We start from the raw sequence: 18,959 nt of genomic DNA, 5'->3' as shown, positions 1-18,959 counted from the left end.
CATTACTTCAAAATACGAATGGGAATAAAACGCATTGTCGGTTTTATATTAATGCGAATTGTTTTTGTTCTTAGTTAAATAAAGTGCCAGCAAACGCTGGCAGCTTGGATTAATACCAGGGATTATTTGACTTAGGGTTAACGGCATAACCCATGCATTTATACTGAATGGTCACGCTTTCGTTAAGACACAAAGAGCCGCTTATCAGCGTACAGGTTTTGACGGGTTGCCCGTAGGCAGAGGCGGTGGCATACCCCATACCCTGGCAGGCTTTCACTGCGGTGCCGTTATTTACATATTCGTCAGACCAGGCATTTTGCAGCACGGCCTGACCGTAATCGAGGCGGACAATGCCGTTTGGCGCGTCGAGGCTACTGATTTCCGCCTGACGGTTAACGCTGCATCCCGCGAGCAGCAGGATCGTACCGGCTACGATGACTCTTTTCATGGTTCGCTCTGAGTGGATGGAGATACGTTATCGTACCCGCAGAGACGTAGCCCAATGCCAGGAATAGCCGGACGATCTGCCTTCTCTCTTTGATTTTGTTCGCGGTTTTGCTGGCTAACAGGTGTTGCAGTAAATTGAATTGTGATGCACATCACAAAAACATTGATTTTTGTGATGGTGGTCATATTATAGGCGCATTGACGATAAAGCTGTATGACAAGTTAATGGAGCATCACAATGAAACTGCGCAAAATCCTCAAAAGTATGTGGGCCAATTACTGCCGCACCTTTAAAGACGTGCCGCCGGGCGCCATGTTCTGATAAAAAAAACCTGCTTCGGCGGGTTTTTTTGTCCCTGCTGGTGACGAAGGGGAGATGTCAGGGGCTGCGTTTTGATACTATGGCGGCCTTTAAATAAGGAGAAGCCCCATGTCACAAAACCTGAGCGCCGATCAGGAACTGGTCTCTGACGTTGTTGCCTGTCAGCTGGTTATTAAGCAAATCCTTGATGTTCTGGATGTCATTGCCCCGGTTGAAGTCCGCGAGAAGATGTCCACGCAGCTGAGAAACATTGATTTCACCAGCCATCCTGCCGCCGCTGACCCGGTGACGCTTCGTGCGATCCAGAAAGCCATCGCGCTGATTGAGCTGCGCTTCACCCCGCAGGGCGAGTCGCATTAATATCTGCACACGGGCGACCGCGTAAGTCGCCCGTTGATGCCTTTAAAAGAAAGTCTGTACCAGCAGGTAGCTCGCCGCACACGCGCAGCTCACACCGATTAACCCAGGCAGAATGAAGCTGTGGTTAATGATGAATTTGCCGATGCGGGTGGTTCCTGAGCGATCGAAGCCGATGCAGGCTAAATCACTGGGATAGGTCGGCAGAACAAAATAGCCGTATGACGCCGGGAAAAAGGCGATCAGCATTTTTGGATCGATCCCCAGCATCAGCCCCATTGGCGCCACGGCCGTCAGGGCAGCCGCCTGGCTGTTCACCAGCTTCGACACCAGGAAAAGCACGATGGCATACGTCCACGGATGGCTTTTCACCACGCCTTCCAGCGCCAGTTTTAACTCGTCGAGATGCGCCTGGAAAAAGGTATCGCTCATCCACGCCACCCCGAACACCGAGAAAATCGCCACCATACCGGCCTTAAATACCGCGCCGTTAGAAATGGCTGAGGCATTGACCTTGCAGGCCATCAGCATCACGGCACCGGCAATGAGCATCATCATCTGAATGACCAGGTTCATCGACAGCGCCGTCATTTTGCCTTTCAGCTCGAAGGCGGGGCGCAGTTCGGGGAAGGCCCCGAGCAGGACAACCACGGCAATACCGGCAAAGAAAATCCAGGTCGACCAGTAAGCCTGCTTCGGAAAACGTTGATTCATTAACGTCTCCGTACCGCCATAGATAAACTCACGCTGCTTTGGATCTTTTAGTTTTTCCTGAAACTCCCTGTCGTCAGACAAATCTTTCCCGCGGCGTAAACTCCACAGGGCAGCAATGGCGACACCAAAAAGTGAAGCGGGAACCGACACGGCGAGTATTTCCAGGATCCCCCACGCGTGACCGATCCCATGCTGGGCGGCCAGGATGGAGACCAGCGACACGACGGCGACGGAAACCGGTGATGCCGTGATTGCCATCTGCGATGCTACCGATGCCACGGCCATTGGGCGCTCGGGTCGGATCCCTTTTTTCAGGGCGATATCCGCAATGATGGGGAACATGGTGTAGACAACATGGCCGGTACCGCAGAGAAAGGTCAGCATCCAGGTGGTAAACGGGGCGAGAAGCGTGATGTGCTGCGGATGTTTGCGCAGGAGGCGTTCGGCAAATTGCATCATGACATTGAGCCCACCGGCAGTTTGCAGGGTGGCTGCACAACCAATCACGGCGAGAATGGTCAACATCACGTCAACCGGCGGCTTGCCGGGCTGGAGACCAAAGACAAAACACAAAATAAAAAGGCCAATCCCGCTGATTAACCCAAGCCCCATGCCGCCGAAACGTGTACCCGTCAGCAGGCAGAGAAGAATGACAATAAACTCAATGGTGATCATGCTGCTCCCTCGTCAATGATTATGTAATTAAATAAATCATTACATGTTGTGTGGTTAATCATTGGGAGCGAGATCTGATTTGTTAAATCTCAGCAAAAGCAGAAGGTTGGCGCAGGGAAGGTAACCTGCTCCGAACGGGAGCAGGTCAAAAGCGTCAGTGATGCTGCACTGTGACAATGTCGAGCAGGTGGCGATCGGTTTGTTCCGGGCACAAACCTGCCTGTTGCGCATTATGGATCTCGTCCGCAAGGGTTTTCAGCAGCATTCCGTCCTGCTGCTGCTCTTTATCCATATCGCGCAGGAATTTCAGCGTGGTCATGTCATGCTGCGCTCTGGCTTCATCGGCCAGCTTGTTGAGCGTCGTGCAACGCTGTTCATACTCTTCCAGCGTCTTTTCAAACAATTCTTCCAGAGAAGAGTAATTATCGTTGATCCCCTCCAGGGCTTTAACAACCGGGTTTGCCCCCGCCGCTTTCAGGAAATTAAAGACGCGCATCATGTGGGTGACGTTGCTTTGGGCCTGTGAACGAAAGAACGTGGCAGAGCCCGTAAGGCTTTTCTCGGAACACCACGCACTGAGGTAAAGGTGCAGATTTGAGGCGTAAAACTCAAGGTTCATCTGCGCGTTAAGTTTTTGCATCATCGTTTGGGTAGCCATACTCATATCCTTATAGACTGTGGGACGTGATGTCCGTTGCTTAACCTGAGCGCCAGGCAAATACGAAGAAATAGAGCAGAAAAAGAGATTCTGCAGAGCCAAAGCTGACCGAAATTCACTTCCTGTGTTCGATATAAATAAGCATACCGTTGTCTTTAATTTAAGAAAAGTCTTAATCCCGCTGTTTTTACCATACATTACAAAATTTAATATAGTACAAATATGCAAATAGATTCCCATGAAATGAAATCTCACTATCTTACTGATAATAAAAAGATAGTCTGTTTTTAGTGCTGCGGTTTGTGTTTCGGGTGTATTGCGCCGGAATAATTATCTGGGAAAGCAATAAATACAGATAATTCATTTCGCATATATGATGTTTCATTAAAATTGCGCTAAATCAATTTTTGCCGGAAAATATATTTTCAGCGCGAGTGTGTTTTTTTGATGGAAAGCAGGATGTTCCTTTCAACCCTTAGCCCCGGCGTGACCGGTCTAATGGCATCGGGGACTTCTTAGCTAATCTTATGGATAATTCTGCTCACCCCTCTTTTATTTGTCTGACAAATCCTGCCTTTTTTATGTCATTTTTCGCTGAATTTATGTACGCAATTACTGTAATTCTGCGGTGTGATGGGGCTCTCTTATGGATGATTAATTTCCCGCTAAAACTATCACCAGCAATAACGCTTATGACGAGGTAAGCGCTAATGCCTTGTTTTAAGTCCGATTAAATAAGAAGCACGCAAATATTCCCTACAGAAAAGAATGCTAAAGCTGGAGTTAACCATGCACAAATTTACTAAAGCGCTGGCGGCCATCGGTCTGGCTGCCGTTATGTCACAATCCGCTATCGCTGAGAATTTAAAACTCGGTTTTCTGGTAAAACAGCCCGAAGAACCCTGGTTCCAGACCGAGTGGAAATTCGCAGATAAAGCCGGGAAAGATTTAGGTTTTGAAGTGATTAAAATCGCCGTGCCCGACGGTGAGAAAACGCTGAACGCCATCGACAGCCTGGCGGCCAGCGGTGCAAAAGGTTTTGTTATCTGTACACCGGATCCGAAACTGGGGTCCGCCATTGCGGCGAAAGCCCGCGGTTACGACATGAAAGTCATTGCCGTTGACGATCAGTTCGTGAATGCCAAAGGCAAACCGATGGACAGCGTGCCGCTGGTCATGATGGCGGCGACCAAAATCGGCGAACGTCAGGGTCAGGAACTCTATAAAGAAATGCAGAAACGCGGCTGGGATGTGAAAGAGACCGCCGTCATGGCCATTACCGCTGATGAGCTGGACACAGCACGTCGTCGCACGACGGGCTCAATGGACGCGCTGAAAGCGGCCGGTTTCCCGGAGAAACAGATCTATAAAGTCCCGACCAAATCCAACGATATCCCAGGGGCATTTGACGCCGCGAACTCCATGCTGGTTCAGCACCCGGAAGTGAAGCACTGGCTGGTGGTCGGTATGAACGATAACACCGTGCTGGGTGGGGTCCGTGCGACAGAAGGCCAGGGCTTTAAAGCGCCCGATGTGATCGGAATTGGCATCAACGGCGTTGACGCCGTCAGTGAGCTTTCCAAAGCGCAGGCCACCGGCTTCTACGGTTCTCTGCTGCCAAGCCCGGATGTCCACGGCTACAAATCCAGCGAAATGCTCTACAACTGGGTAACCAAAGGCGCTGAACCGCCGAAATTTACCGAAGTGACCGACGTGGTGCTGATCACCCGCGACAACTTCAAAGAGGAACTGGCGAAAAAAGGACTGGGCGGTAAGTAATACGCTGTGATTGTGCCCCTTACTCGCCGTAAGGGGCCAGACGTACAGACTACAGGAATCACGGAGTCGTTATGCAACAGTCTCATCCCTATCTCTCTTTTCGCGGCATCGGGAAAACGTTCCCCGGTGTTAATGCGCTGACCGATATCAGCTTTGACTGCTATGCCGGACAGGTTCACGCCCTGATGGGGGAAAACGGAGCGGGGAAATCCACGCTGTTAAAAATCCTCAGCGGCAACTACGCGCCAACAACCGGCACGCTGGCTATTCGCGGCGAAGAGATGGCCTTTGCCGATACCACGGCGGCGCTTAATGCCGGGGTGGCCATTATCTATCAGGAATTGCACCTTATTCCCGAGATGACCGTGGCGGAAAATATCTATTTAGGCCAGCTTCCGCACAAAGGCGGCGTGGTGAACCGTTCGCTACTTAATTATGAAGCGGGGCTGCAGCTTAAACATCTTGGTCTGGATGTCGATCCCCAGACGCCGCTGAAATATCTCTCCATCGGCCAGTGGCAGATGGTTGAAATTGCCAAGGCGCTGGCGCGCAACGCCAAAATTATTGCTTTCGATGAACCCACCAGCTCGCTCTCCAAGCGTGAAATCGAAAACCTGTTCCGCGTGATCCGCGAGTTGCGACAGGAAGGACGCACCATTTTGTATGTCTCGCACCGCATGGAAGAGATATTTGCCCTGAGCGATGCCATTACCGTTTTTAAAGATGGGCGCTATGTGCGCACCTTTAGCGATATGCAGCAGGTTAACCATGACCAGCTTGTTCAGGCGATGGTCGGGCGCGATCTGGGCGATATCTATCACTGGAAGCCGCGCGAGTATGGCCCTGAACGCCTGCGGCTGGAAAACGTGAAAGCGCCAGGCGTGAGAACACCGGTTTCATTATCCGTCCGCAGCGGCGAGATCGTCGGGCTGTTTGGCCTGGTAGGGGCTGGGCGCAGCGAATTAATGAAAGGCTTGTTCGGGGGTACCCGCATTTCCGCAGGGCGGGTCTCCATCGACGGTGAGCAGGTTGATATCCAGAAACCCGCCCACGCAATCAGGGCAGGAATGATGCTCTGTCCGGAAGACCGCAAAGCGGAAGGGATCATTCCGGTGCATTCGGTGCGTGACAACATCAATATTTCCGCCCGCCGTAAGTTTATTCGCGCGGGTTGCCTGATAAACGACAGCTGGGAGTCGAGCAATGCCGACCACCATATTCGCTCGCTGAATATTAAAACACCCGGCCCGGAACAGCTGATTATGAATTTGTCAGGGGGGAACCAGCAGAAGGCCATTTTAGGCCGCTGGTTGTCGGAAGACATGAAGGTCATTTTGCTGGATGAGCCGACGCGCGGTATCGATGTGGGCGCAAAACACGAGATTTATAACGTGATCTATGAACTGGCAAAACGCGGCGTGGCGGTACTTTTCGCCTCCAGCGATCTGCCGGAGGTGCTTGGCGTTGCCGACCGCATTGTGGTGATGCGTGAAGGCGAAATCGCCGGTGAATTACTTCATGAACAGGCGAATGAACAACAGGCGTTGAACCTCGCCATGCCTAAAGTCAGCCAGGCAGTCGCCTGAGTAAGGAGTTAATGATGTCCTCTGTTACTACATCCGGAGCGCCGAAGTCGGCTTTTAGTTTTGGTCGTATCTGGGATCAGTACGGCATGCTGGTGGTCTTTGCCGCACTTTTCGTCGCCTGTGCGATCTTCGTCCCTAACTTTGCCACTTTCATTAATATGAAAGGATTGGGCCTGGCCATTTCCATGTCCGGCATGGTGGCCTGCGGTATGCTGTTCTGTCTGGCCTCCGGTGATTTCGACCTGTCGGTGGCCTCTGTTATCGCCTGTGCGGGCGTGACCACCGCCGTGGTGATCAACATGACAGAAAGCCTGTGGATTGGCGTGCTGGCGGGTCTGTTACTCGGCGTGCTTAGCGGCCTGGTGAACGGTTTTGTCATTGCTCGTCTGAAGATTAACGCCCTGATAACCACGCTTGCGACGATGCAAATTGTGCGAGGTCTGGCCTATATCATCTCCGACGGTAAAGCGGTCGGGATTGAAGACGAGCGCTTCTTTACGCTGGGTTACGCTAACTGGCTGGGCCTGCCTGCGCCAATCTGGCTCACCGTGGCCTGCCTGATCCTGTTCGGCTTCCTGCTCAACCGGACCACGTTTGGCCGCAATACTCTGGCGATCGGGGGCAATGAAGAAGCCGCACGTCTGGCCGGTGTGCCGGTGGTGCGCACCAAGATTATTATCTTTGTCCTCTCGGGACTGGTTTCTGCCGCCGCCGGGATTATTCTGGCCTCGCGTATGACCAGCGGCCAGCCAATGACCTCGATTGGTTATGAGCTGATCGTCATTTCTGCCTGCGTTTTAGGGGGTGTTTCCCTCAAGGGCGGCATCGGAAAAATCTCATATGTGGTGGCTGGTATCCTGATTTTAGGGACGGTAGAGAACGCCATGAACCTGCTGAATATTTCGCCGTTCTCTCAGTACGTGGTGCGTGGTCTGATCCTGCTGGCGGCGGTGATATTCGACCGTTACAAGCAAAAAGCAAAGCGTACCGTGTAACCCCGACGCTGACTTTTTATTGCTCAACTTATAACCATAGTTGACCCCTGAACCGCCTCGCCAGTTTTGCTGGCGGGGCGGTTGTCAAATGGCGAGCCCCATCACACTGTCTATACTTACATGGCTATGAAAGAGGTAAAGGCGTTTACCTCTCATCAACTGTAAGGAGGAAAAGGGTGGCTGACTCGTTAACCGCACCGCCTGTACTGCCCGGAAAATATGCTTTCTTTTTTGACCTCGACGGGACGCTCGCCGGGATCCAGCCGCATCCTGACGACGTGGTCGTACCGGATACGGTGTTAGAGAATTTGCAGCAGCTCTCTCGACTGAACGAGGGCGCATTGGCATTGATTTCAGGGCGCTCAATGGCCGAGCTGGATGTGCTCGCCAGTCCTTACCACTTTCCGCTAGCCGGTGTACACGGAGCGGAGCGCCGCGATATCCATGATCAACTGCATGTTGTATCACTCCCCGATACCTTAATTCAGGCGTTACACACTGAACTCTCCTCGGCGCTGGCGTCACTCCCGGGTACGGAACTGGAAGCGAAAGGCATGGCATTCGCCTTGCACTATCGGCAGGCACCGCATCACGAAGCAGCGATATTTGCGATTGCCCGTAGCGTGGCCGATGCACACCCGCAGCTCGCGCTGCAGCCGGGGAAGTGTGTCGTTGAGATAAAACCTGAGGGCATTAATAAAGGTGCTGCTATTGCGGCGTTTATGGCGGAACCGCCATTTAAGGGACGTATACCGGTATTTTTAGGCGATGATCTGACCGACGAGGCCGGATTTCGCGTGGTGAATCAGGCCGGAGGGATCGCCGTTAAGGTGGGGCCTGGTAACACTGTCGCAGAATGGCGTCTGGCAAATGTCGACGCCGTCTGGCAGTGGATATCTGATATCGCTAACCAGCAACAACAACAAATAGCGCAAAACAAAGGGGGAAACCATTATGGGTCGCTTAGTCGTCGTCTCTAACCGAATTGCACCGCCTGATGATAAAAAATCCAGTGCAGGTGGCCTGGCGGTAGGGGTGTTAGGTGCCTTGAAAGCTGCTGGTGGGCTGTGGTTTGGCTGGAGTGGTGAAATCAGTGAAGAAGAGAAACCGCTTAACAAAGTGACGCGTGGGAATATCACGTGGGCATCCTTTGCGCTGAAAGAGAAAGACTATGACGAGTATTACTCGCAATTCTCCAACGCCGTGCTGTGGCCTGCGTTTCATTATCGTCTTGACCTGGTCAAATTCCAGCGTGAATCCTTCGAAGGCTACTCGCGCGTCAACGCGCTGCTGGCGGATAAACTGCTGCCTCTTATAGAGGAAGACGATATTTTATGGATCCACGATTACCACCTGCTGCCCTTCGCCCGAGAGCTGCGTAAAAGGGGAGTAAACAACCGGATTGGCTTCTTCCTGCACATACCGTTCCCGACGCCGGAGATCTTTACCGCACTGCCGCCGCATGAAGCGCTGCTGGAGGGGCTGTGTGATTACGATTTATTGGGCTTCCAGACCGAAAATGACCGCCTCGCGTTCCTGGATTCGGTGTCAGGTAAAACGCGACTGATGACAAAAGGCGGCAAGACCCATACGGCGTGGGGGAAAACCTTCCACACCGAAGTGTATCCGATTGGGATTGAACCCGACGAGATTGCGGATCAGGCTTCCGGCCCGCTGCCGCCGAAGCTGGCGCAGCTGAAGAATGAACTCAAGCATGTGAAGAATATCTTCTCGGTAGAGCGTCTGGATTATTCCAAAGGGCTACCGGAACGCTTCCTGGCCTATGAAACGCTGCTGGATAAATACCCTCAGCACCACGGTAAAATTCGTTATACCCAGATAGCGCCAACGTCGCGCGGTGAAGTTCAGGCCTACCAGGATATTCGTCACCAGCTGGAAACGGAAGCGGGGCGCATCAATGGTCGCTATGGTCAGCTTGGCTGGACGCCGCTCTTTTACCTGAATCAGCATTTTGACCGCAAAATCCTGATGAAAGTCTTCCGCTATGCAGACGTGGGGCTGGTCACCCCGTTACGTGACGGGATGAACCTGGTGGCAAAAGAGTATGTGGCGGCTCAGGACCCGGCGGACCCGGGGGTACTGGTGCTTTCCCAGTTTGCCGGGGCGGCGAATGAGCTCACGTCAGCGCTTATCGTGAACCCTTACGATAGGGATGACGTGGCTAATGCCCTCAACCGCGCGTTGACCATGCCGCTGACGGAGCGCATTTCACGCCATGCTGAGATGATGGAAACGATCCGTAAGAACGATATTAATCACTGGCAGGCGCGTTTTATTCAGGATCTCCGCGAAATAACGCCGCAAAGCCATGAAGGCGATCTGCAAAAAAAGATCGCAACATTCCCTAAACTCGCCTGATATTCCTCCGGGGGGTTTACGACCCCCCAAGCGGCACTAACAGCACATCAACCTGGCTTGACGCGACAATCGATTTTGCCGCGCAAGCTGCGCGAGATAAAAAGCTGTGGTTATGGTTCCCGCAAATTACTAAATCAATATTCTGTTTGCGACACATGTCGAGAATATGAGCATTAAGTTCACCGGTCGCAATTACGGTCTCGTAAACAGGATATTGTGCCTTTTCTACCAACTCTCGCAGAAATTGCTGTGTTTCTTCCTGCAATACCTCACGAATATCTTCCAGCATGGGGGCTGCCAGCTGATTATACATCTCGGGTTCGGCTGCAAGCGTGATGAGGCTAATGCGCGCATTGCTGGGCCTGGCGATGGACACGGCCCGGGAAACAAGCAGATGGCTTTCGGGAGAAACAGCAACAGATACAAGCAGATGGGAGTAACTCATGTCGCACTCCTTAGATGTCTGAAAGACAGCGTGTGATCACCATTACCGCGAATGACCAGGATCTGCAAGAGGGGATTACGACATTAGTGTGAAGCTTATCATAATTATTCATTAATTATTCTTATAAGAAGAATAACTGAAAAACGCGTCTAAATGAAAAAAATTAACAACTTAACGTAAATCACACAATTTCCCTCTTTTGCCGTTAAATCGTTTTAACCCGTTATAAACATATTTCGAATGATCACGCTCTGAAACAATTTTTATGGGCGGCTTGCATAACTCTATGTTTTTTCACGGTAAGAAAAATGTTTCCTTAAGATGAGCATCTTGTGAAGGATTCCGGGGCGCGCTCACGGCAGGAAAAGCACGATACATGCCAGTTCGCTTCACCCTTCTGCATGACTATTCGTCGATTAAGAATACAAAACTGTGCCAAATGGGCAAAAAATGAACAAACTACAAGTCATACTGATGGATTTATGGAGGATATTCACTTAAATTGTGTGACGTGGATCACATTTTTTTTAAATTTGAGGGTGGCTGCATTGTATGTGGCAAATCTGACGAGTAGAGTTTGCGTCGAATTAGGAAAAATCTTAGTTATTTGTAAGAAATGATAAACCACGTAAGAGACGTTACTGCGTTTCGACTCTTGCGCGTTTCGATGAATACAAACCTAGATTCAACTATGCATTTAGCCTTTTCTTTTTATACCGGGTGATTTCCCGGCGACATCACGGGGTGCGGTCTTTCCGCATAAAAATAATAGTTGGTTATTCGGGATGGGAACAATGCATACATCCGAGTTGCTAAAACATATCTATGACATCAATTTGTCATATTTACTGCTCGCGCAGCGTTTAATTAGTCAGGACAAAGCGTCCGCGATGTTTCGTCTGGGTATTAACGAAGAAATGGCAACCATGCTGGGTGGTTTAACCCTCCCGCAGATGGTAAAACTGGCCGAAACGAATCAACTGGTTTGCCAGTTCCGTTTTGACAATCCGCAGACGATCACGCGTCTGACGCAGGAATCCCGTGTTGACGATCTGCAACAGATCCATACCGGTATTCTTCTCTCCACTCGCTTGCTTAACGAAATCAGCCAGCCTGATGACGCAGCCCGTAAGAAAAGGGCCTAGCAATGAGCGAGAAAAGCATTGTTCAGGAAGCGCGTGACATACAGCTTGCCATGGAGCTGATTACGCTGGGTGCTCGTTTACAAATGCTGGAAAGCGAGACTCAGCTGAGCCGTGGTCGCCTCATTAAACTGTATAAAGAGTTACGTGGTAGTCCCCCGCCGAAAGGCATGTTGCCGTTTTCGACAGACTGGTTTATGACGTGGGAGCAAAATATCCACGCATCGATGTTCTGTAACGCCTGGCAATACCTTCTGAAAACCGGTTTGTGTAGCGGCGTCGACGCCGTGATCAAAGCGTATAAACTTTACCTTGAACAATGCCCGCAGCAGGACGAAGGCCCCCTGCTGGCACTGACCCGAGCATGGACGCTGGTACGTTTTGTTGAGAGCGGAATGCTTGAATTGTCGCGCTGCAATTGCTGCGATGGCAATTTTATTACCCATGCTCATCAGCCTGTTGGCAGCTTCGCCTGTAGTTTATGCCAGCCTCCATCCCGCGCAGTAAAAAGACGTAAACTTTCCCGGGATGCTGCCGATATTATTCCACAACTGCTGGATGAACAGATCGAACAAGCTGTTTAACCCGAACGTGTGGGCAAGATTCCAGCAGCGGTAAGTCATTACCGCTGCTTTTTTTTACCCCTCAAACGGTAAACGCTACGAACTGAACGTCCTTGCCATAGTCACTAGCGGAAGGATGATGTCGTGCTTATCTTATTAGGTTACCTGGTAGTTCTCGGTACAGTTTTCGGCGGTTACATGATGACCGGCGGGCACCTTGGAGCACTCTATCAACCGGCTGAACTTATTATCATCGGCGGCGCAGGGGTAGGGGCTTTTATCGTTGGTAACAACGGCAAATCCATCAAGGGCACGTTGAAAGCCATTCCATTGCTGTTCCGTCGCTCGAAATATACCAAAAGCATGTATATGGATCTGCTGGCGCTGCTCTATCGCCTGATGGCGAAGTCACGTCAGCAGGGGATGTTCTCTCTTGAGCGGGATATTGAAAACCCGAAAGAGAGCGAAATTTTTGCCAGCTATCCGCGCATTCTGGCTGATGCCATGATGCTGGATTTCATCGTCGATTATCTGCGACTCATCATCAGCGGCAATATGAATACCTTCGAAATCGAAGCGCTGATGGATGAAGAGATCGAAACCCACGAAAGCGAATCTGAAGTGCCTGCCAACAGCCTGGCGCTGGTGGGTGACTCGCTTCCGGCTTTCGGTATCGTTGCGGCGGTGATGGGGGTGGTACATGCCCTGGCCTCGGCGGATCGTCCGGCGGCCGAACTGGGCGCGCTGATTGCCCATGCGATGGTAGGGACCTTCCTCGGTATTTTGCTGGCTTATGGTTTTATCTCTCCGCTGGCCAGCGTCCTGCGCCAGAAGAGCGCGGAAACCACAAAAATGATGCAGTGCGTGAAGATCACGCTGCTCTCAAACCTCAACGGTTATGCGCCGCCGATCGCGGTTGAATTTGGCCGTAAAACGCTTTACTCCAGCGAGCGTCCGTCGTTTATCGAACTTGAAGAACACGTGCGCGCGGTGAAAAACCCAAACCAACAGACGACAACTGAGGACGCATGAAAAATCAGTCCCATCCGATCGTCATCGTAAAAAAACGCAAGCACAAGGGCGGTGGGCATGGCGCGCACGGCTCGTGGAAAATCGCGTACGCCGACTTTATGACTGCAATGATGGCGTTCTTTCTGGTGATGTGGCTGATCTCCATCTCCAGCCCGAAAGAACTGATCCAGATTGCCGAATATTTCCGTACGCCGCTGGCGACGGCAGTGACCGGTGGGCCGCGTATCTCTAACAGCGACAGCCCCATTCCTGGCGGCGGTGATGATTACACCCAGCAGAAGGGTGAGGTGAAAAAAGAGCCGAACATCGACGAGCTGAAGAGGAAGATGGAACAGGCGCGTCTGAAAAAACTGCGTGGCGATCTCGATCAGCTGATTGAGGCTGACCCCAAACTGCGTGCGTTGCGACCGCACCTGAAAATCGATCTGGTGCAGGAAGGGTTGCGTATTCAGATCATTGATAGCCAGAACCGTCCGATGTTTAAAACCGGCAGCGCTGAGGTTGAGCCGTACATGCGCGATATTCTGCGCGCTATTGCACCGGTGCTGAACGGCATTCCTAACCGAATCAGCCTGTCAGGCCACACGGATGATTTCCCGTACGCCAGTGGGGAGAAGGGATACAGCAACTGGGAGCTTTCTGCCGATCGTGCCAACGCCTCGCGTCGCGAGCTGGTGGCCGGTGGGCTTGATGATGGCAAGGTACTGCGCGTGGTCGGCATGGCAGCAACCATGCGCGTCTCCGACCGCGGGCCGGATGACGCCATCAACCGTCGTATCAGTCTTTTAGTGCTGAACCAGCAGGCGGAGCAGGCCATCCTGCATGAAAACGCCGAAAGTCAGAATGAGTCACTGGACGATTTAAAACAGCCTGGGGCCGTTCCTTCGGCTGCCGTTCCAACATCGCCACCAGCCAATCCGAGGTGATAGCGTGAGCATGGATATTAGCGATTTTTACCAGACATTCTTTGATGAAGCCGACGAATTGTTGGCCGATATGGAGCAACATTTGCTCGACCTGGTGCCCGAAGCACCGGACTCCGAGCAGCTCAATGCCATCTTCCGTGCGGCGCATTCCATTAAGGGCGGAGCCGGAACGTTTGGATTTACCATCCTGCAGGAAACAACCCATTTAATGGAAAACCTGCTGGATGAAGCACGACGCGGTGAGATGCAGCTCAATACCGACATTATCAACCTGTTTTTGGAAACCAAAGATATTATGCAGGAACAGCTCGACGCCTATAAAAGTTCGGCAGAGCCTGATGCCGCCAGCTTTGAATATATCTGCAATGCGCTTCGCCAGCTCGCTCTGGAAGCAAAAGGTGAGGTCGCAGCAGCCGTTGTCCCTGCTGCAAAACTGAGCGTTGTCGATGCGGTTGGTGCCGGTGAAACCGCGCCAGCCGCTGCGCAAGCGGGCAAATTGCGTGTTGTGCTTTCACGCCTGAAAGAGAATGAGGTTAACCTGCTGGAAGAAGAGCTGGGTAACCTGGCGACGTTAAGCAATGTCGTGAAAGGCAAAGACAGCCTCGCCGCTACGCTTGATGACGGGATTGGTCAGGACGATATCGTGGCGGTGCTGTGCTTTGTGATTGAAGCCGACCAGATTGCCTTCGAAACCGAAACCGAAACCGCCGAAGCGGAAGCTCCAGTAGCGCAGGAAGAGGTGGCCGTCATCGCTCAGGCTCCGACCCCGGCTGTCGCGCCTGCGGCCCCGGCGCTGAAAGCGGTGCCAAAAGACGCTGCTGCACCTGCACGTGGTGAAAAACCGGCCGCGCGCTCCAGCGAATCCACCAGTATTCGCGTTGCCGTTGAGAAGGTTGACCAGCTGATCAACCTGGTGGGCGAACTGGTGATCACCCAGTCGATGCTGGCACAACGTTCTAATGAACTGGACCCGGTTACCCATGGCGATCTGATCACCAGCATGGGTCAGTTACAACGTAACGCCCGCGATCTGCAGGAATCGGTCATGTCCATCCGTATGATGCCGATGGAATATGTCTTCAGCCGCTTCCCGCGCCTGGTACGCGATCTCGCGAGCAAACTGAATAAACAGATTGAACTGACGCTGATGGGTAGCTCCACCGAGCTGGATAAGAGCCTGATCGAGCGCATTATCGACCCGTTAACGCACCTCGTGCGTAACAGCCTCGACCACGGTATTGAACTGCCGGAAAACCGCATTGCTGCCGGAAAATCGCCGGTGGGCAATTTGATTCTCTCTGCGGAACATCAGGGCGGGAATATTTGCATCGAAGTGACCGATGACGGCGCGGGTCTTAACCGCGAGCGTATTCTGGCGAAGGCGATTTCGCAGGGCATGGCGGTCAACGAAAACATGACCGATGAAGAAGTGGGGATGCTGATCTTCGCGCCCGGCTTCTCTACCGCAGAGCAGGTGACTGACGTTTCCGGGCGCGGCGTCGGCATGGACGTGGTGAAACGTAACATCCAGGAGATGGGCGGCCACGTTGAGATCCAGTCTAAGCAGGGTTCCGGCACCACCATTCGCATCCTGCTTCCGCTGACGCTGGCGATCCTCGACGGGATGTCCGTGAAAGTGGCAGACGAAGTGTTCATTCTTCCGCTGAACGCGGTGATGGAATCCCTGCAGCCACGTGAAGAAGATCTGCATCCGCTGGCGGGCGGTGAGCGCGTGCTCGAAGTGCGCGGGGAATATCTGCCGCTGGTGGAACTGTGGAAAGTGTTCGAAGTGGACGGCGCGAAGACCGAGGCCACGCAGGGCATCGTTGTGATCCTGCAAAGTGCGGGCCGTCGCTATGCGCTGCTGGTTGATCAGCTGATTGGTCAGCATCAGGTGGTGGTGAAGAACCTCGAAAGCAACTACCGCAAAGTGCCTGGTATTTCTGCTGCGACCATTCTGGGTGATGGTAGCGTGGCGCTGATCGTCGATGTGTCGGCGCTTCAGGGATTAAATCGTGAACAACGTGTGGCGTACACAGCCGCCTGATTAAGTAGAAGGTAAAAACATGACCGGTATGAGTAATGTAACGAAACTGGCGGGCGAGCCATCAGGACAGGAATTCCTGGTATTCACTTTAGGCGATGAGGAGTACGGCATCGATATCCTTAAAGTGCAGGAAATTCGTGGTTACGATCAGGTTACCCGCATCGCTAACACGCCCGCTTTTATTAAAGGTGTCACCAACCTGCGCGGCGTCATTGTGCCCATCGTCGATCTGCGCGTGAAGTTCAGCCAGGGCGACGTTGACTACAATGACAACACCGTGGTGATCGTCCTGAACCTGGGGCAGCGCGTGGTGGGTATCGTGGTGGATGGCGTATCTGACGTGCTCTCTCTGACCTCTGACCAGATTCGCCCTGCGCCGGAGTTTGCGGTCACCCTGTCGACCGAATACCTGACCGGTCTGGGTGCGCTCGGCGAGCGTATGCTGATTCTGGTGAACATTGAGAAGCTGCTGAACAGCGAAGAGATGGCGCTGCTGGATATCGCGGCGAATCACGTAGCGTAGGTAAAAGCAAAACGGCAACCCGGTTGCCGTTTTTTATGTTTGCTCCCTCTCCCTGTGGGAGAGGGTCGGGGTGAGGGCATCAGGCCTCACCCCTTTCATATCCTTACGCTTCCTGCTTTACCAGCTCAGCTTCCGCTTCCCGCGCCCCTTCATTCTGCGACAGCATCGCGGTCGCAATCCCGTTCCCCAGCACGTTAATGGCTGAACGCCCCATATCCAGGAAGTGGTCAATCCCCATCAGCAGCAGAATGCCCGCTACCGGGATATTAAAACTTGGAATGGTCGCAGCCAGCACCACCAGGGACGAACGCGGTACGCCCGCAATCCCCTTTGACGCCAGCATCAGGGTTAACATCAGTACCGTTACCTCTGAGAAACTCAGGTGAATGTTATACGCCTGGGCGATAAACATCGACGCGAACGAGCAGTACACCATCGACCCCACCAGGTTGAAGGAGTAGCCAATTGGCAGAACAAAAGAGGCGATATTGCGTGAGCAGCCAAAACGCTCCAGTTGCTCCAGCGTTTTAGGGTAGGCGGCTTCAGAACTGCTGGTGGTGAACGCCACCAGTACCGGGTCTTTCAACATGCTGACCAGGCGAAACACCTCTTTTTTCAAAACCATATAGCCCACGGCGAGCAATACCAGGCAGGTGAGAAGGATGGCAACATAGTAACCGCCAATAAAGGAGGCATAGTTCAACAGAATGCCTAAGCCCTGAGTGGCAATGACGGAGGAGATCGCCGCAAAGATGGCCAGCGGCGCAACGTACATCACGTAACCGGTTACCTTCAGCATGATATGGGAAACCACATCCAGCGCGGCAACCAGCGGCGCGTTGAATTTCTGCCCCAGCGACGCACCGCCGATACCGAAGAACATTGAGAACACTACAATCTGCAGGATCTCATTGTTCGACATCGCGCCTGCGATACTGGTTGGAATAGTGTGAGACAGAAACGCTTTCAGCGTCATGCCTCCAACGGCCAGACCGGTATCTACCGCCTCGGTTGGGATCGTCAGGTTCAGACCACTTCCCGGATGCTCCAGCGTGACGATAAACAGTCCGACCAGAATGGAGAGCACCGATGAGCTGATAAACCACACCATCGCTTTACCGCCAACGCGGCCAATGGTGGAGGTTTCGCCCAGTTTCATAATGCCGACGGTCAGCGTACTGAAGACCAAGGGTGCAATAACCATTTTGATCAGACGAAGGAAGATGTCGGTCAGCAGGGTAATATTATCCGACCAGGCTTTAATGGCATCCGCAGATGCGTATTCATGAATTGCTGCCCCTGAAAGAATACCCGCCAGCATGAATATCACGATGAAGAGTGTGAGTTTGTTTGCACTTGCCACGAAAAAAGACCCTCTATGCGCTTTAGATGTCGCCCGCGCCGATACATATAGATTTTTTATTACTGCGCGGGAAATTATTCGGCACATAAATTGACGCAAAGCGTAGGGGGATACAACAAGTTTTTAAGTTTTATTAATTTTGTTGTTACTGTGCAGACGATATATTGTGACGCTTATCACACTTTTGCGGATATATCCTCAGGCTTCGCGCCCGAATATTCTTTTATTTCGGTTTAACTTTCTGTTTTTAAAAAATAAATGCTGTCAATAAGACATAGGTTGTGACTACCCTGCGTCGGGTGGTCGAAGCGATATCCGTAAACTAAATTCTCAATAACCCCCTCAGAGGAACGTTAAGCGGGGCTAACATCTTGAACGTTAAAAATAAAATGTTGCAAGGGAACGGAGACGTCTTCTGGAGGGTGGTAAATGAAAAGAAAACTCCTTTTGATCTGTGCAGGCACATTACTGACTACGACCGTAGTCCATCAGGCACTGGCCGTTACCAGCAGCGGCACCATCGGGGCGACGCTGACGCTGACAAACGGCTGCCTGATAAACGGATCGCCCACGCAAAGTGGTATTAACTTCGGGACGCTCGATTTTGGTACCCATCCCGCAACGTTTTCCACCCTTACGACGCAGTTGAGCGGCGCCAGCGGCGGAAACACCTTTACCGTCCAGTGTACGACCGCCAGCTATACGGTCGCGATAACCGGCAATACCCATTCCACCGCCCCTGGCTCCGTGGTGGGGTCGCCAGGGACGCCTGAGCGCTACCTGGTCAATACGGCCAACGCGGCACAGGGCGTGGCGTATAGCCTGTACAGCGACAGCGGGTTCAACTCTGTGATTGCCAATAACACCGCGTTGCCGATCGCGTCTACGGCAGGTGGGGTCGACAGTTATACCCTGTACGGCCGCATTACCGGAGGCGGGAACAGCGTAACGGTGGTACCCGGCACCTATACCGACACGATTAACGTCAGCGTGACCTATTAGATCT

19 protein-coding genes are annotated in these 18,959 nt (G+C 52.4%); 14 read left to right on the top strand and 5 right to left on the bottom strand.

The window, feature by feature from the left end:
- Positions 1-109 precede the first annotated feature (109 nt).
- Complete coding sequence (gene yecR, locus ACMGGM_RS04670; protein ID WP_014884365.1) at positions 110-448, bottom strand: YecR family lipoprotein; 339 nt, start codon at positions 446-448, stop codon at positions 110-112.
- Positions 449-685: 237 nt separating this feature from the next.
- Here yecR and azuC point away from each other — a divergent pair, with 237 nt between their 5' ends.
- Complete coding sequence (gene azuC / locus ACMGGM_RS04665; RefSeq protein WP_014884364.1) at positions 686-769, top strand: stress response protein AzuC; 84 nt, start codon at positions 686-688, stop codon at positions 767-769.
- A 108-nt stretch (positions 770-877) separates the two neighbouring features.
- Complete coding sequence (locus ACMGGM_RS04660; RefSeq protein ID WP_014884363.1) at positions 878-1,129, top strand: DUF2766 family protein; 252 nt, start codon at positions 878-880, stop codon at positions 1,127-1,129.
- A gap of 42 nt (positions 1,130-1,171) precedes the next feature.
- Here ACMGGM_RS04660 and ACMGGM_RS04655 read toward each other — a convergent pair whose 3' ends face one another.
- Together ACMGGM_RS04655 and ACMGGM_RS04650 are read right to left on the bottom strand one after the other, a co-directional pair.
- Positions 1,172-2,515, bottom strand: coding sequence for an anaerobic C4-dicarboxylate transporter (locus ACMGGM_RS04655; RefSeq protein ID WP_014884362.1), 1,344 nt, complete (start codon positions 2,513-2,515; stop codon positions 1,172-1,174).
- A 154-nt stretch (positions 2,516-2,669) separates the two neighbouring features.
- The gene (locus tag ACMGGM_RS04650; RefSeq protein WP_014884361.1) at positions 2,670-3,173 is read right to left on the bottom strand and encodes a non-heme ferritin-like protein; all 504 of its coding nucleotides are present in this window, start codon (positions 3,171-3,173) and stop codon (positions 2,670-2,672) included.
- Between the two features lie 789 nt (positions 3,174-3,962).
- Here ACMGGM_RS04650 and araF point away from each other — a divergent pair.
- From araF to otsA, 5 genes are all read left to right on the top strand, one after another.
- Positions 3,963-4,952 (top strand): arabinose ABC transporter substrate-binding protein AraF, encoded by a 990-nt coding sequence (araF, locus tag ACMGGM_RS04645; protein WP_008500409.1) that lies wholly within the window; start codon positions 3,963-3,965, stop codon positions 4,950-4,952.
- Between the two features lie 71 nt (positions 4,953-5,023).
- Entirely contained in the window at positions 5,024-6,538 is a 1,515-nt protein-coding gene (araG, locus tag ACMGGM_RS04640; RefSeq protein ID WP_014884359.1) for an L-arabinose ABC transporter ATP-binding protein AraG, read from the top strand.
- A 14-nt stretch (positions 6,539-6,552) separates the two neighbouring features.
- Positions 6,553-7,533: an arabinose ABC transporter permease AraH gene (gene araH / locus ACMGGM_RS04635; protein WP_014884358.1), complete on the top strand. Its 981-nt coding sequence runs from the start codon at positions 6,553-6,555 to the stop codon at positions 7,531-7,533.
- A 176-nt stretch (positions 7,534-7,709) separates the two neighbouring features.
- Positions 7,710-8,513: a trehalose-phosphatase gene (gene otsB / locus ACMGGM_RS04630; RefSeq protein ID WP_023337445.1), complete on the top strand. Its 804-nt coding sequence runs from the start codon at positions 7,710-7,712 to the stop codon at positions 8,511-8,513.
- Positions 8,488-9,912, top strand: coding sequence for an alpha,alpha-trehalose-phosphate synthase (otsA, locus tag ACMGGM_RS04625; protein WP_014884356.1), 1,425 nt, complete (start codon positions 8,488-8,490; stop codon positions 9,910-9,912). Before otsB ends, otsA begins: the two co-directional genes overlap by 26 nt.
- Before the next feature lie 16 nt (positions 9,913-9,928).
- On the opposite strand, the gene uspC is transcribed toward otsA, so the two are convergent.
- The gene (uspC, locus tag ACMGGM_RS04620) at positions 9,929-10,357 is read right to left on the bottom strand and encodes a universal stress protein UspC (RefSeq protein ID WP_014884355.1); all 429 of its coding nucleotides are present in this window, start codon (positions 10,355-10,357) and stop codon (positions 9,929-9,931) included.
- A 794-nt stretch (positions 10,358-11,151) separates the two neighbouring features.
- On the opposite strand from uspC, the gene flhD reads away from it, so the two are divergent.
- The 6 genes from flhD to cheW all read left to right on the top strand — a co-directional run bounded on the left by flhD (position 11,152) and on the right by cheW (position 16,590).
- Positions 11,152-11,502 (top strand): flagellar transcriptional regulator FlhD, encoded by a 351-nt coding sequence (gene flhD / locus ACMGGM_RS04615; RefSeq protein WP_013096050.1) that lies wholly within the window; start codon positions 11,152-11,154, stop codon positions 11,500-11,502.
- A gap of 2 nt (positions 11,503-11,504) precedes the next feature.
- Positions 11,505-12,083, top strand: a complete 579-nt coding sequence (gene flhC, locus ACMGGM_RS04610; protein WP_014884354.1) for a flagellar transcriptional regulator FlhC — start codon at positions 11,505-11,507, stop codon at positions 12,081-12,083.
- A 123-nt stretch (positions 12,084-12,206) separates the two neighbouring features.
- On the top strand, positions 12,207-13,094 hold the full coding sequence (gene motA, locus ACMGGM_RS04605) for a flagellar motor stator protein MotA (RefSeq protein ID WP_008500417.1): 888 nt from the start codon (positions 12,207-12,209) through the stop codon (positions 13,092-13,094).
- The gene (gene motB / locus ACMGGM_RS04600; RefSeq protein WP_014884353.1) at positions 13,091-14,020 is read left to right on the top strand and encodes a flagellar motor protein MotB; all 930 of its coding nucleotides are present in this window, start codon (positions 13,091-13,093) and stop codon (positions 14,018-14,020) included. Before motA ends, motB begins: the two co-directional genes overlap by 4 nt.
- Positions 14,021-14,024: 4 nt before the next feature.
- Positions 14,025-16,067, top strand: coding sequence for a chemotaxis protein CheA (cheA, locus tag ACMGGM_RS04595; protein WP_058690997.1), 2,043 nt, complete (start codon positions 14,025-14,027; stop codon positions 16,065-16,067).
- 19 nt (positions 16,068-16,086) lie between these two features.
- Entirely contained in the window at positions 16,087-16,590 is a 504-nt protein-coding gene (cheW, locus tag ACMGGM_RS04590) for a chemotaxis protein CheW (protein ID WP_014884351.1), read from the top strand.
- Positions 16,591-16,693: 103 nt separating this feature from the next.
- Here the strand turns inward: cheW and ACMGGM_RS04585 are convergent, their stop codons facing one another.
- Positions 16,694-17,953 (bottom strand): dicarboxylate/amino acid:cation symporter, encoded by a 1,260-nt coding sequence (locus ACMGGM_RS04585; protein WP_014884350.1) that lies wholly within the window; start codon positions 17,951-17,953, stop codon positions 16,694-16,696.
- 429 nt (positions 17,954-18,382) lie between these two features.
- Between ACMGGM_RS04585 and ACMGGM_RS04580 the strand changes: the two genes are divergently transcribed.
- Entirely contained in the window at positions 18,383-18,955 is a 573-nt protein-coding gene (locus tag ACMGGM_RS04580) for a spore coat U domain-containing protein (RefSeq protein WP_014884349.1), read from the top strand.
- The last annotated feature ends 4 nt before the right edge of the window (positions 18,956-18,959 follow it).

The sequence above is a fragment of the Enterobacter sp. BNK-14 genome (assembly GCF_047456095.1).
In the GTDB taxonomy this organism is placed as follows: Bacteria; Pseudomonadota; Gammaproteobacteria; order Enterobacterales; family Enterobacteriaceae; genus Enterobacter; species Enterobacter kobei.
Note: the sequence above shows the minus strand (reverse complement) of the source record. Positions and strands in the feature narration are given on the sequence as shown.